Origin of the sequence: Polaromonas sp. (genome assembly GCF_029945925.1) — a bacterium.
Taxonomy (GTDB): Bacteria; Pseudomonadota; Gammaproteobacteria; order Burkholderiales; family Burkholderiaceae_C; genus Polaromonas.
In genome coordinates, this window is sequence record NZ_JAQSDN010000010.1 from 1 (window position 1) to 15,216 (window position 15,216).

General features: G+C 59.6%; 13 protein-coding genes. 12 read left to right on the plus strand and 1 reads right to left on the minus strand.

From position 1 onward, the window contains the following. The first annotated feature begins 231 nt into the window (after positions 1 to 231). On the plus strand, positions 232 to 519 hold the full coding sequence (locus tag PSV40_RS02945) for a hypothetical protein (RefSeq protein WP_300533979.1): 288 nt from the start codon (positions 232 to 234) through the stop codon (positions 517 to 519). 186 nt (positions 520 to 705) lie between these two features. Then, entirely contained in the window at positions 706 to 1,806 is a 1,101-nt protein-coding gene (locus tag PSV40_RS02950; protein WP_300533982.1) for a hypothetical protein, read from the plus strand. Between the two features lie 108 nt (positions 1,807 to 1,914). On the opposite strand, the gene PSV40_RS02955 is transcribed toward PSV40_RS02950, so the two are convergent. Further along, positions 1,915 to 2,847: a DNA-binding protein gene (locus tag PSV40_RS02955; protein ID WP_300533985.1), complete on the minus strand. Its 933-nt coding sequence runs from the start codon at positions 2,845 to 2,847 to the stop codon at positions 1,915 to 1,917. A 124-nt stretch (positions 2,848 to 2,971) separates the two neighbouring features. Here PSV40_RS02955 and PSV40_RS02960 point away from each other — a divergent pair, with 124 nt between their 5' ends. The 10 genes from PSV40_RS02960 (at position 2,972) to PSV40_RS03005 (ending at position 15,216) form a co-directional block, all read left to right on the plus strand. After that, positions 2,972 to 4,030, plus strand: coding sequence for a tyrosine-type recombinase/integrase (locus tag PSV40_RS02960; RefSeq protein ID WP_300533988.1), 1,059 nt, complete (start codon positions 2,972 to 2,974; stop codon positions 4,028 to 4,030). Between the two features lie 154 nt (positions 4,031 to 4,184). Further along, positions 4,185 to 4,952: a transglutaminase family protein gene (locus PSV40_RS02965; protein WP_300533991.1), complete on the plus strand. Its 768-nt coding sequence runs from the start codon at positions 4,185 to 4,187 to the stop codon at positions 4,950 to 4,952. A gap of 70 nt (positions 4,953 to 5,022) precedes the next feature. Next, entirely contained in the window at positions 5,023 to 5,400 is a 378-nt protein-coding gene (locus PSV40_RS02970; protein WP_300533994.1) for a hypothetical protein, read from the plus strand. Positions 5,401 to 5,483: 83 nt separating this feature from the next. Continuing rightward, the gene (locus tag PSV40_RS02975) at positions 5,484 to 6,761 is read left to right on the plus strand and encodes a TolC family protein (protein ID WP_300533997.1); all 1,278 of its coding nucleotides are present in this window, start codon (positions 5,484 to 5,486) and stop codon (positions 6,759 to 6,761) included. After that, positions 6,758 to 8,434 (plus strand): HlyD family efflux transporter periplasmic adaptor subunit, encoded by a 1,677-nt coding sequence (locus PSV40_RS02980; RefSeq protein ID WP_300534000.1) that lies wholly within the window; start codon positions 6,758 to 6,760, stop codon positions 8,432 to 8,434. The genes PSV40_RS02975 and PSV40_RS02980 overlap by 4 nt, the downstream gene beginning before the upstream one ends. A gap of 17 nt (positions 8,435 to 8,451) precedes the next feature. After that, positions 8,452 to 11,565: an efflux RND transporter permease subunit gene (locus tag PSV40_RS02985; protein ID WP_300534002.1), complete on the plus strand. Its 3,114-nt coding sequence runs from the start codon at positions 8,452 to 8,454 to the stop codon at positions 11,563 to 11,565. 39 nt (positions 11,566 to 11,604) lie between these two features. After that, a complete protein-coding gene (locus PSV40_RS02990) occupies positions 11,605 to 11,988 on the plus strand; it encodes a hypothetical protein (RefSeq protein WP_300534005.1) in 384 nt (127 codons plus the stop codon). Between the two features lie 77 nt (positions 11,989 to 12,065). Next, positions 12,066 to 12,470 carry a hypothetical protein gene (locus tag PSV40_RS02995; protein ID WP_300534007.1) on the plus strand — a complete coding sequence of 135 codons (405 nt, stop codon included), beginning with the start codon at positions 12,066 to 12,068 and terminating at the stop codon, positions 12,468 to 12,470. 12 nt (positions 12,471 to 12,482) lie between these two features. Continuing rightward, on the plus strand, positions 12,483 to 12,854 hold the full coding sequence (locus tag PSV40_RS03000) for a hypothetical protein (protein WP_300534009.1): 372 nt from the start codon (positions 12,483 to 12,485) through the stop codon (positions 12,852 to 12,854). Between the two features lie 190 nt (positions 12,855 to 13,044). Continuing rightward, positions 13,045 to 15,216, plus strand: a complete 2,172-nt coding sequence (locus PSV40_RS03005) for a heavy metal translocating P-type ATPase (protein WP_300534123.1) — start codon at positions 13,045 to 13,047, stop codon at positions 15,214 to 15,216.

Here is a 15,216-nt window from a genome sequence, read left to right on the forward strand (position 1 = left end):
TGAAAAATACGACCCCGCTACTCGATGTGGCGGGGAGTTATTCAGACCATCCCTAAAGGCTTAACCAAAGAGCGGGCATCTGTAACTCTGTCCGCCGGCCGCTGGAACCGACGCTCACCACCACGATGGTCGCAATGACTTCTTTTCGCCGCCAGCATGGAAGGTTCGTCATTCTTGAAGCGAAGAGTTCCCGCATGGAGTCCGTGTGACAACTGGATTGAGGATAAAAGAATGATTTTGACCGTCGAAATTGACAAGATTGCCCCCGGCATTTACGAAGCGCACCCAACACTAGGAGGGGTTGCCGCCAGGGAGCCAGAAACCTATGACCGTATTGATACCGCGATCCGGCAAGAGGCGCTAGGTGCGGAGGGTTTTGCAAATTTCGTTGAGTTCATTTATGGAGGGATGTCAACTGGCACATATGAGGTTCAGGAGGCATCGGCAAATGCCTCAAATTTAGCGAATAGGTTGGTAGCGTTGCTTGCGCAATTGCATTTGTTCGAAGAGTCTCGTTGATCGATAACTTTGCAATAGCGGAGTCAGTTTGAGAGGTGAAAGAAACGACTTTTTGCCAAGGGAGGAGGCAGCGATCTCGGAACATCACAATCCAGACACTTTATGTGCGGCGTAACTCGTTAGAAAGCTTGCACGGCATCGTTCCTCAAAAGGTCGCGCGCCCTGGGTTCAAGCTAGCCTCATACTATGGACAAAATCACAGACCTTACGGCGAAGATCGCGCGGTTGACTGCGCAACAAAATCAGCTGCAACATGATTGCAGGCTGTCTCTCTCCCTCCGACTGCGAACGGTTCAAGGAGGTGGGCGCTGTCTCGTGGAACAGTGCACTATCTGTGGTCAACAACGCGGCGAGGCGAAAAAAAGAACGAGTGCTACGGCGGAAACCCTTGAATTCGGCACCGATCTGGCAACCACGTACAACGCGCAGCGGTTTTCGGTTGATCAAGACTTGAGCGAAGCCAAAGGCGCTCTGGCAGACCTGATCGATCCGGGACTTGCACCTCAGCGCGCCGAATTTCAGGCTCTAGTACAGGCTGACCGTGATGCCTCTTTCGCCCAGCTCACTCAAGCTTCCCAAGCATTGGATGCGGCAATACCCGCCCTCCACAGGATGCAGTGGCAAAGGCGTCTACCGTTCATCATCAGTCACCTCCAGCGCAACCACTCGGCTACGTTCACAGATCCCCAGCCGGCGTCTTTCGTGCCGTTCGAGACTGAAATTCAGCTTCGCTCTTGGCTCCATCCCATGATTGAGCGGGATTTCGAAGTAGCAACAGAAGTACGAGGTCATCACCTGACCGCGCGAACCCGTGTGCAAATCGATTACATCCTCGTTCCCCGCGCGCATCTGGTCGCACAGGGTTTCAAGCCTGATCCGATAGGTCTGGAAGCCAAGTACCTGCCGCTGGATAACGGATTTTCACCCAGGGCCTCTCGCTTCATCTGGCAAGCTATCAGTTACACGGATTGCGAGTTCGAGTTGCACGGGCAACTCACCAGACTGTCTCACGTTCTTCTGTTCAGCAACCTGTCGTTTGAGGATGAACTGCGTCAACTTCGCGGGATCACTGACTCCCCTCTCGCCAATGATCAGGCGAAATGGACTGCCTTGCTGGAATTGGCGAATCATGCCAACGTAGCAAGCCTTCAGATGTATGGCTCACGCGTCCGAAGCGACGGATGGAAAATCAAATTCGCGTCAGGAGTTTATTTCAGCAAATTTGAAGAGACCCCGAAACTGCACAATCGGCGATTAATTGAAAAGGTGCGCATTGGTAACTTTTAGAACGGTCGAGTCGTAAGCTGCCAGCACGGGCTGACCAAAAAAAAATCATCATCTCCGTCTTTGTTTCCGAATATTGTCTGGCCTATTTAGATGGCTGCCGGACATCGTTTAGGGCTGTCGCTTTGCCGCGCCAGTGGCACGGCGACCGCTTGCTGGGGACTTTTCAGATTTGCCTTTAGCCGGTCGCTTTAGCTGTCGAGTAGCCGCTAGCAGCTCGTCCAGCTTTTTTGCTCGTTCTTCGGCACCCTGAAGCCGTTCCCTCAATGTGGCAAGCTCGATTTCCCCTGTCTGCACACGATTACCCAGCGCGGCGTTCGTGTGCTCAAGTGTCTGCCTTTCAATGGCGTGCTTCCGTCCCGCGTCCTCCAGGACCCGAGACAACTGTTTCGTTTCCTGACGAGCGCGATCTACTTCTTCCAGCAGGCGCTTTTCGTTCGCCGACGCTCGTTGCTCTATACGCTGCCGCTCCCCAGAGAGGGTGAGAAGCTGTTCGTCGAACTGGCGCCTGTCAGCATCGCGCTCCTGAACCAAGGTGGCCAAGCTGCTGCGGGCGCTTTCAAGTTCACGCCCCGCCTTTTCAAACAGGATGGCTTGATCCCGCAGCTGCGATTGAGCCAGTTCCATTGCATATTGCAGAGCAACGCCGCGCCCGGCCAGCGCGGTCTCCTGCTGCATAACTTCCTGACGCGAGACCTCCAGCTCCAGGGCTTGCTGCGCAAGCTTGTCGTGCTCAGGGGCGAGCGCCTTGTCCGCTTTGTCGCGCGCATTTGCCACAGCAGCCGCCCAAATGTTATCAAGCGCTTGGCGTAGCTCTTTAGGCGCACCTTCCTCTGCCGGCTGGGCGCCCGACGCCGCAACCCCAAGCCGCGGCGCGAGGGTGGCAAACCAGCTTTCCAGCATGGGACTGACGGTATTTGGCGAGCCTCGACCAATCTTCAAACGCACCCGCTCAATCGTCGGGCGCTCGCCGGCGGCGATCAACGCGTCCGCTGCGGCCCAAACTTCTTCCTGCTGAACACCTCTCGTACTTTTCGATTGCATGGCTTCGCCTCAGTCGCTATATTTACCAACGATAAGAGATTGTTATCGTGATCTATTTGATAGTTATGTAATACATCATACATAACATGTATGAATTTAATCAATAAATCGCCCTAAGCCAAACATGCGCCTGCCTGCCCTTCAGAAAGTCCCGGCTCTGCAGCCAACCGAGCTCAGCGACGTCACGCAGCGTGCGGTCGAGGAACTGCTGCGCGAAGGCGAATCCAAAAACACCATGGCCAGCTACAAAAGCGCCTTGCGCTACTGGGCCGCCTGGTACGGCATCCGTTATGGCGGCCAGATCCAACTGCCTGTGCCCTCCCCCTGCGTGCTGCAGTTCATCGTCGACCATGCCGAGCGCACTACGGACAAGGGCCTGGTATCCGAGCTGCCGGCCCTGATCGACCAGACGCTGGTCCAGGCCGGCTACAAAGGCAAGCTTGGCGCACTGGCCCACAACACCCTTGTGCACCGGATTGCCGTGCTGTCCAAAGCGCACCAAGTGCGCGAACTCAAAAACCCCTGCCAAGATCCCACGGTGCGCGAGCTGCTGTCACGCACGCGCAAGGCCTACGCCAAACGCGGCGCCCTGCCTCAGAAGAAAGAAGCGCTGACCAAAGATCCCCTGCAGGCCATCTTGGCCACCTGCGACGACTCGCTGCGCGGCAAACGCGACCGCGCCTTATTGCTGTTTGCCTGGGCCAGCGGCGGGCGCCGGCGTTCCGAGGTCACGGGGGCAGACATGCAGTTCCTGAAGCCCATCCCAGAGGGCTTTGTCTACAACCTAGCTTATTCCAAGACCAACCAGGCGGGTGTGGACCTGCCCGAGAACAACAAGCCACTGCTGGGTGCGGCTGCTGTGGCGCTTGCGGCCTGGCTGCGGGCTAGCGGGATTGAATCGGGGGCGATTTTTAGGAGTGTCCGCAAGGGCGGGCATCTGGGCGAAGCGCTCTCCCCTGCTGTGGTTCGAGCCATCGTGAAGGAGCGATGTGCCCTTGCCGGGATCGTGGGCGAGTTTACTGCGCACTCACTGAGGTCGGGTTTTGTGACCGAAGCTGGGCGGCAGGAAGTGCCGTTGGCCGACACCATGGCCATGACGGGGCATCGCAGCGTGGCGACTGTTGTGGGCTACTTTCGCGTTGACGCCTCCGTTAGTAGCTCCGCCGCGAAATTGATGGGTTGACGCCAAGCAGATGCTTTGTTGAAGTGGTCAGGTCTTGCGCTGACGTACCTGATGTCCATGAGACGTCACGGGGAATTAAATCCGACACCTTGACCTTAAAGTGACTTGAAGGTTTCCAATTACTCCTTCAACTCTCTTATAAGACCTATTCCCAATGCCGCCCCAAGACCCTTTACTCGCCAGCACGCCACTGCTGGACTACCAAAATCCTGCGCTACGCGCCCTGATCGTCGAACGCGGCTGGCTCGCACTAGACGAGCATCAACGCATAGGGCACATCTATGACTTTGTGCGCAACGAGATTCTTTTCGGCTACAACGAAGATGACACACTGCCTGCATCCCGGGTGCTGGCCGACGGCATCGGCCAATGCAACACCAAAGGCACCTTGTTTATGGCCTTGCTGCGCGGCGCAGGTATCGCCTGCCGCTTTCATGGTTTCACCATTGACAAGGCTTTGCAAAAGGGCGCCATCACCGGACTTGCCTATGCGCTTGCGCCCCGCAGCATCATCCACAGCTGGGTCGAAGTCCAGGTGCAGGGGCGCTGGGTCAATCTTGAGGGTTTCATCCTGGATGACCGCTACCTGAGCAGTCTGCAGCGCAGGTTTGCCGGCGTTAAAGCCTTTAGTGGCTATGGCGCAGCTACCCCCAATCTGCAAGCGCCTGCGGTTGCCTGGTGCGGCTCGGACACTTATATCCAGAAGGAAGGCATCAATGGTGACTTCGGCGTATTTGCCGATCCCGACACCTTTTACGCCCGGCATGGCGCCAACCTGGGCGGCCTCAAGCGCTGGCTGTACCAGCATTGGATTCGCCACTCAATGAACCGGAATGTCGCGCGCATCCGTGCGACACAGTCGGTATCCACCGGAGCTGGCAAGACTTCTACGCAAGGAGTTGCGTGGAGCCCAAAGGTATGAGCACTCCGGCACCCCTCCAAGTCAGCCCTTGCGCGGCGCGGGGACTTTGCCGGCTGTTAGGATAGCGCCCGTGAAACGTTTGATTTGTCACTTCCTTATTGTCTGGCTGGCGCTACTGTCAGGCGGCGCGTATGCTCACGCGGCAGCGGACGCCGCGCAGGAGCTGGGCCACGTGGCCGCCCATGCCATCGGAGACCAATTCACGGGTGCCGGAGGCGCTGAAAAATCGAGCGTGACTCATGACCATGGCCAAGGCGAGGCCTGCAGCCAGAGCCACTGTGGCCACAGCCACACAACCGGCATGCTCACGACTGCCGAAGTTCGGTACAGCGTTGGGGACGTTGCCGCCCCGCTGCCCAGGCCTCAGGTCTGGACCAGCCGAGGACAACCCGACAGCATTGAGCGCCCCAAATGGAAATTCACCACGCCAGCCGTGGTGAACCTCTGAAGCTGACGGACCTGTAACGCCTTTTCCATAGTCCGCGCCAGCGCAAAGGTTCGCCGAAGTTTTAGTCACTTCGGAGAACGCTCTTGCTTTACTTTTCCCGCTTGCATCGTGCATGGCCTGCCTATGCGACGCTCGCCTTGTCGGCTGCCGTCGCAGCCACCGCCAGCGCGCAAACGCTGCCCCCACCGCTTGTTCCCGAAATTACAGTGCCGGCAAGGCAAGGCCCCAGTCTGCGTGAAGCACTGGATGCCGCTTGGGCACTGAGCCCGGCAGCCCGCAGCGCCGACAACCGCCGCGCGGAACTGCAGGCCCGCGAGCGCGCCGCATCATCCTGGATCAACGGCTCACCCAGCGCCCTGCTGGCGCAACGCAGCGACCGCTTCAACAACAACGGCGGCTTTCGTGAATACGAAGCCGAGCTGGAGTTGCCGATCTGGAGCCCGGGCGTGCGTGGCGCCGCCCAGCGGGACTCCGCGGCCCAACGCCTGGCCTTTGAACCTCAGCAGTTGATGGCGCGGCTGAAGCTCGCCGCCGAGGTGCGTGAAGTGGCCGCCGGCCTTGCGCTGGCACGCACCGAACGTGAACTGGCAACACGCAAACACAGCGAAGCGCTGGTGCTGGCGCAGGACGTGGATCGCCGCGTCAAGGCCGGCGACAGCGCGCGCGTGGATGGCTTGCAGGCCCAATCACTTGTGCAACAAGCTGCCACCAGTCGGGAGCAGGCGGAGGTGAACTTGGCCCGGCTGCAGAACAAGTGGCTGGCCCTTACCGGGCTGACTGCTACGCCTTCATTGGAAGACGCGTTACCTCCTGCCAATGCGACCGCCAGCCCTGACCATCCTGCGGTGCAGGCGGCGCAAACGCGCGTCCAGTCGGCGCAGGCAAAGCTGGAGCTGAGCGAAGCCGACAAACGTGATCCCATGGCTATCGGGGTCGGCGTCACGCGTGAACGCGCAACTTTCGCTGCAGCCGGTGAGACCAGTTTGCGCCTGGCACTGAAGATCCCCTTCGGAACCGACAACCGCAATGCCCCGCGCATCGCGGCAGCACGCGCCGAACTTGATGACGCCCAAGCGGACTTCGATACCGTCCAACGCCAGACACGCGGCGAGCTGGCGTCGGCCCTGGTCGAGTTTGATGCCGCCCGCCGAACAGAGGCCAACATGGCCGAACGCGCACGCCTCAGCAGCGAGGTGCAGACCCTTGTCGCCAAGGCCTACCGCCTCGGCGAGTCGGACCTGCCAACCCGCCTGCGCGCCGACAGCGAAAAATTTGAAGCCGATCTTTCCCTGGCGCGAGCCCGTGTGGGTCTGCAACGCGCCATTTCTCAATTGAACCAAGCCCTTGGACTGCTCCCATGAACGCAATATTTAAGCCTAATAGGCCTCTATCCCTTGTCCATAAAGCGCTGGCAGCTATTATTTTCATAGCATTTAGTGTCTTCGCCCCGGCCTGGGCGGCAGGAGACCATGGTGCAGAGGCGCCAGCAGCAGCCAGCGCCGTCACCTCACCGCGTATCAACAGCCACTCCGAGCTGTTTGAGCTGGTTGGCGTGGTCGACAACGGTGAGATGAAAATTTACCTGGACCGTTATGCCAGCAACGAGCCGGTCACCGATGCAAAAATCGAGGTCGAAGCCGGTACGGCCAAGGGCGCGGCCACACCCCAGGCCGACGGCAGCTACAGCTTCAAGCATGAATTGCTGGCTCAGCCCGGCACACTGTCTGTGAGTTTTGTGGTCGCCGCGGGCAAAGACACCGACCTGTTGGCCGGCGACCTGGTCATCACCGACCCTCATGCCGATGACGATCATGCGGGGGAGACGCGGCCCTGGCTGCGATGGGCAGCTTATGTGGGCGCTGCGCTGCTGCTGGTGGCGCTGGCCGCTGTGGCATGGCGCATGCGCCGCCGCACAGGGTTTGCCGGTCTGATGGCGGCCGGCCTGCTTGCCCTCGGTACCGCCGCACCCTGGGACGCGCAGGCCGGCCCAGGCCACGACCACGGCGGGGAAGCCACACCCGCAGCGGGCGGAAACGCACCACAGCGCTTGGGCGACGGCGGCGTGTTTTTGCCCAAGGCCAGCCAAAGGCAACTCGGCGTGCGAACCCTTGTCGCCGAGGAAGCTTCCCTGCCCACCACCGTCGAGCTGACGGGTCGGGTGGTGCTCGACAGCAACGCTGGCGGCAAGGTCCAGCCTACGCAGGCCGGACGCATTGAAGCCGGTCCACGCGGCCTGCCGCAACTCGGTCAAGCTGTGCGCAAGGGTGAGGTGCTGGCCTTGGTGCGCGCTTCCAGCAACGCGATCGAACGCGCCAACCAGCAGGCACAAAGCGCGGAGCTTAATGCCAGCCTGACCTTGGCAGTCCGCCGCGTGGAGCGGCTGCAGCAGCTCGAAGGCACGGTGCCGCAAAAAGACATCGAAGCGGCGCGGTCCGACGTGACCAGTCTGCAGCAACGCGCGGCCGCAGTTGCCGGCAGTGTGTCCGCCACGGAGTCGCTCCGGGCACCTGTATCCGGTGTGATTGCAGCCGCCAGTGTGGTGGCCGGGCAGGTGGTCAATGCGGGTGACCTGCTGTTCGAAATTGTCGATCCAACTCGCATGAGTGTGGAAGCTAACGCCTTTGACGCCGCGCTGTCGGGCAACATTGCGTCGGCCAGCGCCAGTGCGGCACCCGGCACCAGCGTGCCATTGCAGTTTGTCGGCGCCGGGAACAGCCTGCGCGAGGGCGCCATCCCGCTGGTGTTTCGCACCGTGCCAGGCAAAACCGCCCTGCTACTGTCCATCAACCAGCCGGTCAAAGTGACGGTACAGACCAAAAGCCAGGTCAAGGGTTTTGCCGTGCCCACCAGTGCCGTCGTCAAAAACGCCAGCAACCAGGACATGGTTTGGGTGCACACAGGCGCCGAACTGTTCGCACCCCGCACCGTGCGGCAGTTACCGCTGGACGGTAGCACCGTTGCGATTGTGGATGGTCTGAAGGCCGGTGACCGGGTGGTGACGCAAGGCGCACCCCTGGTCAATCAGGTCCGCTGAGCTCAGGATCGCAGAACATGTTTGAAAAACTCATTTACGCCTCCCTCGGCAACCGGCTGATGGTGGTGGTGCTTTCGGTGGTGCTGCTGCTGGTCGGAGCATTGACGCTGGTCAAAATGCCGGTCGATGTCTTTCCCGACCTGAACAAACCCACGGTGACGCTGCAGGCCGAAGCAGGCGGCATGGCGCCCGAAGAAGTCGAGCAACTGATCACCGCGCCGCTGGAAATCGCCATGGGCGGCATACCGGGAGTGGAGAGCATTCGCTCGATCTCCAGCGTCGGCCTGTCATTCGTTTATGTCACCTTCGACTGGAAGACCGACATTTACCGCGCCCGGCAAATGGTGGGTGAACGACTGCAAACCGCGCGCGAGCAATTGCCGCAGGGCGTGGAGCACGTCGGCATGGGTCCTATCAGCTCCGTCATGGGCGAGATCATGCTGCTGGCACTGCCGATTGATACCAGCAAGATCAGCCCGATGGCGGTGCGCGAATACGCCGACTTTGTCATGCGCCCGCGCCTCTTGACCCTTCCAGGTGTGGCCCAGGTGGTGCCGATTGGTGGCGAGGTGCGGCAGTACCAGGTGCAACCCGACACTGCGCTGATGGCGGCGCTCAAGGTGGATCTGGAAAGTATTGAAGCTGCACTGAAAGGCTTCTCAGGCAACTCCAGCGGCGGTTTTCTTGAGCTCAATTCGCGCGAATACCTGATACGCAACATCGGCCGTACCACACGCCTGCAAGATTTGGAACGCCTGCCAGTTGCGTTTCAAAACGGCAAACCGATCCAGCTCAACCAGGTTGCCAAAGTCACTTTTGCACCCGCCATCAAACGCGGCGACGCGGGCCTGAACGGCCAGCCGGCAGTTATCCTGGGCATCCAGAAGCAGCCCGACGCCGACACCGTGGCACTGACAGAAAAAGTCGAGGCCGCGATTGAGGAACTCAAAAAAGGCATGCCATCCGGCATGGGTGCGCCGCAGGTCACCATGCGCCAGGCGAACTTCATCGAGACCTCAGTCGACACCCTGCGCGGCAAATTGCTCGCTGCATCTGCCGTGGTGGCGGTGGTGCTGTATTTCTTTTTGCTCAACATCCGCACCACGCTGATTTCACTGACTGCCATTCCGGTGTCTGTGATGATCACGGTGCTGGTGTTTCGCTACTTCGATTTGTCGATCAACACCATGACGCTGGGGGGACTCACGATTGCCATTGGCGGGCTGGTCGATGACGCGGTGGTCGGCGTCGAGAACGTACTGCGTCGGTTGAAAATGGACCGCGCCGCCCACCCTGACAGACGGCTGGGGCCGCTGGAGCTGATCGCCAAAGCCACGCTGGAAGTGCGCTCCGGCATCTTGATCGCCACCGTCATCATCGTGCTGGTATTGCTGCCGCTGTTTTTCCTGCCCGGCATAGAGGGCCGGCTGATGCAACCGCTGGCGATTGCCTACATCGTGTCTCTGCTGGCGTCCATGGTGGTGTCGGTCACGCTGACGCCGGTGATGTCTTATTACCTGCTGCCAAAAATCAAAGGCCTGGAGCATGGGGACACCAAAATTCAGACCTGGGTCAAGACGCGCTACGCCACTGCACTGAACCGGGTGCTGTTGGCGCCGCGCGCCTGGGTGCTGGCCGGGGCGGCAGCGGCCGTACTGGCGATGGCGGCCGTGCCGTTTTTCCCGACGACCTTCTTGCCGCCTTTTAACGAGGGCGTAGCGCTGGTCGGCCTGCGCTTGAACCCCGGTACCACCTTGACCGAGTCGGCCCGCATCGGAACGATTGCCGAAAAGGCACTGGCCGGCATTCCGGAAGTCGAACACGTCGGCCGTCGCTCGGGCCGGGCCGAACTCGATGAACATGCCGAAGGGGTGCATGTGTCCGAGCTCGACCTCAAACTCAAACGCAGCGACCGCAGCGTGGAAGAGGTTTACGCCGACATCCGGAGCCGCATTGCGACCTTGCCGGCGGCCATTGGCATCGGCCAGCCGATCAGCCACCGTATCGACCATATGTTGTCGGGCGTGCGTTCGCAAATCGCGATCAAGATTTTTGGCGATGACCTGGACACCCTGCGCACGCAGGCCGAGGCGCTGCGGCAACAGCTCGCCGGCATCAACGGCGTGGTGGACTTGGAGGTTGAAAAGCAGGTGCTCACGCCCCAGATCCGGATCCAGGTGGACTATGACCGCGCGCTGGGCCTTGGCCTGCCGCCGGCGAAACTTCTGCAAGAGCTGCAGGTGCTGATTGACGGCGAGAAGGTCACTCAGATCGTTGAGGGTAGCCGCCGCTTCAATCTGGTGCTTCGCCTTCCCGAAACCTCGCGCGGCATTGAAGGCCTGCGTAACCTGATGATAGACACACCGGGCGGACGCGTACCACTGAGCCAGCTCGCCAGTGTGGAAGAAAGCGACGGCCCGAACCAGGTCAGTCGCGACGACGGGCGCAGGCGCATCGTGCTGTCGGCCAATACCCAGGGCCGTGCGCTGAGCGAAGTGGTAGCCGACATGCGGGTGGCGATAGCCGCCACCGCGCTACCCGAGGGCTACTTCATCACGATGGGCGGTCAATTCCAGGCGCAGGAAGAGGCATCGCGCTTGATTGGCTTGCTGTCGCTGGGCTCAGTGGCCATGATCTTCTTGATTCTTTACTCGCGCTACCGCTCTGGTGTACTGGCCGCCATCATCATGGCCAACATACCGCTGGCACTGGTGGGTGCGGTGGTGGGCTTGTGGCTGTCCGGGCAGCCGCTGTCAGTAGCGGCACTGGTTGGCTTCATCACGCTGGCGGGCATAGCCATCCGAAACGGCATTTTGAAGGTGTCGCACTACATCAACCTGTGCGCTTTTGAAGGAGAAAACTTTGGCAGCGCCATGCTCCTGCGCGGCTCGCAGGAGCGCCTCACGCCGGTACTGATGACTGCTCTGGTGGCAGCGCTGGCGCTGGCACCGCTGCTGTTTGAAGCCGACATGCCGGGGACCGAGATTTTGCACCCAGTGGCGGTGGTGATTTTTTCGGGCTTGATCACCTCGACCCTGCTTGATTCGTTTTTGACGCCAGCCATGGTCGCGATGTTTGGCCGGAAACCGATTGAGGCGCTGGTCGCAGATTCCGGTTCTGAAACTTTCTAATTTCCCTCGCTTTTTTGACCCTGACTGAAAGGTAATCCCATGAAACACACTTTTATCAAGCTGACTCTCGCTACCAGCCTCGCTCTGACGGGCTGGACAGCCATGGCCGCGGGCGATCACGGCCATGACGCCAAATTCGGTGGCGTGGTGGTAGAGACCAAAGCCGGCGACCTGGAAATTGTGGCCAAGCCCGACGTGCTGCAGATTTACATCAGTGACCACGGCAAGCCGATGAGGCTTGACGGCGCCAAAGCCAAAGTCACCTTGCTCAATGGTACGGAGAAGTCTGAAGCCGAGCTGCTGCCCGTCGGCGACAAACTTGAAGCCAAAGGCACATTCAAAGCCGTCAAGGGAACCAAGGGCATTGCCGTCGTGACGCTGGCGGGGAAGCCGCCCGCCACCGCGCGCTTTGAATTGAAGTAATCGTTCATCTGCGCTCGGCGCTAGCCAACACAGCCTTTGCAGGATGCACTTACCTAGTCGGCATTGGCCTGTGGGTCTTGCCGCGCACCTGGGTGTTGCTCAAGGAAAGCCTGAATATTCTTTTAGAAGGAACACCCGAAGGTGTTTCGCTGGATGAAGTGAGGGCCGCCATGCATGAGGTCGTGGGTGTTACCGATGTTCACGATCTGCATGTATGGGTACGTACCAGCGGCAAGAACAGCCTGACCGCCCACGTTGTACACGCATCGGACGTGGCGCCTACACAAGTCATTGAAAAAATCAAGACTGTCGTGGCGAAACGTTTTTCGGTCTTTCACACCACGATTCAGTGTGAACTGGTTGCGTGTGAACACGGCGCTGATGGTTGCAATTTCTTTGAACGTGATACGGGTATCGCCGAAACACCACTGACTTACGCTACTGATGGCAACCAAACGGGATCAAAGCTCACAGCTGAGTAAATGGAGATCCACATGAAATACAGAGACGCGCTAATTGTCTGTCTTTCGGCCTTCGCCCTTGCTGGATGCGCTACTGTGTATGAGGGAAAGTACGACTTTGCCGACGGTTGGCGCGAAGCCAAAGTCATTCAGATAGGGCACGCTTCCGAAATTCCCACACCACAATTCTCGGACTGTCGTGACGCGGCGTTGCCACAGCAGCTTGCAACTGACAAATTTGTTGTGCTTTCGTATAGGCATTTAAACCGGCCACGCAAAAGAGTGGTGCCGCTTCGCCCGAGTTCAGGTGTGCGCGTGGACGAACTTGTTTACATGAATGTGACCGACTGCGATAGATCACTTGAACCCCGAAGCAATGCGTCGGTCAGGCCGCGCCTGGAGTGAAGTGATTCCATTCTGGGGAAGCGTTACCGGATGGCAGATCGATGCCCTAGGACCTGCACGGACCAGCCGCATTTTGGCCGTACGGCCGCACCGATTTTCACAAGCACATCAGTGAGATGGACTTTTAATACGAATTGCTTGACCTTCAAGTCACTTTAAGGTGTTGAATCCTGCTATGGAGAACAAAATCATGTCTGACTGCTGTAATACAACTCCGAAAGAGCCTCTTGACTCGTCGGCTGTGTCACCCTTGGGTAGCGCGATTTTTCGCATTCCTAATATGGACTGCGCATCTGAGGAGGCAGATATACGACGCGCCCTGGAATCTGTGCCTGGAATACGTTCGCTCAACTTTCAGCTGGTGGCGCGGACACTTGCGATTGATGCGCAGCAGGAGGCCATCGCGGCAGCCGTGGACGCCATCGGCAAGGCCGGTTTCAAGATGCTGCCATTGGCCCCTGCCAAGGGCAAACAAAGCGCAACAGCCGGCGATGAGCACGGTGTTTCGGCTGGTGTGGCGCGATTGGTTGCTGCACTGGTTTTTGCTGGGGCGGCCGAGGCACTCAGCTTTTTCGCGCCAGATACCCTGGCCTGGAAGCTCGCAGGCATGGGTGTGGCGCTGGCAGCCATTTATCTGGCGGGCCTCGACGTTTACAAGAAGGGACTGACGGCGCTGTTTCAGCGCAAGCTCAACATCAACGCCTTGATGACGGTCGCCGTCACCGGGGCGTTTTTGATTGGCCAGTGGCCCGAGGCAGCCATGGTGATGGCCTTGTATTCCATCGCCGAGCTGATTGAAGCGCTGGCAGTAGATCGCGCCCGAAATGCTATTAAAGGGTTGCTGGCCTTGGCCCCGGAAGAGGCAGAAACGCGGCAGGCCGACGACAGCTGGAAGCCCCTGGGCTTGCAAGACGTGCCCCTGAATGCTGTGGTGCGCGTCAAGCCGGGGGGCCGGGTGCCTCTGGACGGCACGGTGCTCACAGGCAACAGCGCGGTTAACCAGGCGCCGGTGACCGGCGAAAGTATTCCCGTCGATAAAGCGCCAGGGGATGCGGTCTTTGCCGGCACGATCAACGAAGCCGGCGAGCTGGAAATCCGGGTAACTGCGGCAGCCAATGACTCCACGCTGGCGCGCATCATCCATGCAGTGGAGCAGGCACAGGGGACACGCGCGCCCACCCAGAAGTTTGTGGATCGATTTGCCGCCATCTACACGCCTGCCGTATTTGTCATGGCTCTGGGTATTGCGCTGCTGACGCCTCTCATGCTCGACTGGACCTGGATGCAGGCTTTGTACAAGGCCTTGGTTTTGCTTGTGATTGCATGCCCATGCGCGTTGGTCATTTCAACGCCAGTTACTGTGGTCAGTGGCCTAGCAGCAGCTGCGCGGCGCGGCATTCTTATCAAGGGCGGCACCTATCTGGAAGATGCCCGACGGCTGAAAGCAATTGCGCTCGACAAGACAGGAACAGTGACCGAAGGCAAACCCGCTTTGGTTGATTGGCAGGTGTGGCATCTGGCAGACAAGGAATTTGTTCGCCAGATCGCTGCCAGCCTGTCCGCTCGCTCGGATCATCCGGTCTCAAAAGCCATCGCCGCCGGACTTGACGGGCAGACGGTTTCTGTTGACGCCTTCACGGCGCTTGCCGGACGCGGCGTGCAGGGCACTGTGGATGGAAAATCCTATATTCTGGGCAATCACCGCCTGGTAGAGGAGCGCAAGCAATGCTCCTCAGAGCTTGAGGCTGTGCTGGCCGTCCACGAGGAACAAGGTCGCACCGTCACGCTACTGGCCGACGACCAGGCGGTACTGGGCATCTTCGCGGTCGCCGACACCATCAAGGAAAGCTCCCGGCAGGCGATCGCCGAGCTGCAGTCCCTCGGTGTGACCACCGTCATGCTCACCGGCGATAACGCAGCGACCGCTAAATCTGTGGCAGCTCTTGCCGGGATAGCCGACGCGAGGGGCAATCTGCTGCCAGAAGAAAAACTTGCAGCCATCCAGCAAATGCAGGTGCAGTACGGGCCCACCGGCATGGCGGGCGACGGCATCAATGACGCGCCAGCGCTGGCTCAAGCCGACATAGGCTTTGCCATGGGTGCCGCGGGCACTGACATTGCCATGGAAACAGCGGATGTTGTCATCATGAACGATAACCTGCAGCGGGTAGGAGAGACGATCAGACTCTCCCGACGCACGCATGCCATCCTGCTGCAAAACATCAGCTTCGCGCTAGGCGTCAAGGCGGTGTTCTTTGTACTGGCGGTATTCGGCAGCGCAAGCATGTGGATGGCAGTCTTTGCCGACATGGGCGCCAGTCTGTTGGTTGTGGTCAACGGACTGAGGTTGCTGCGAAAATGA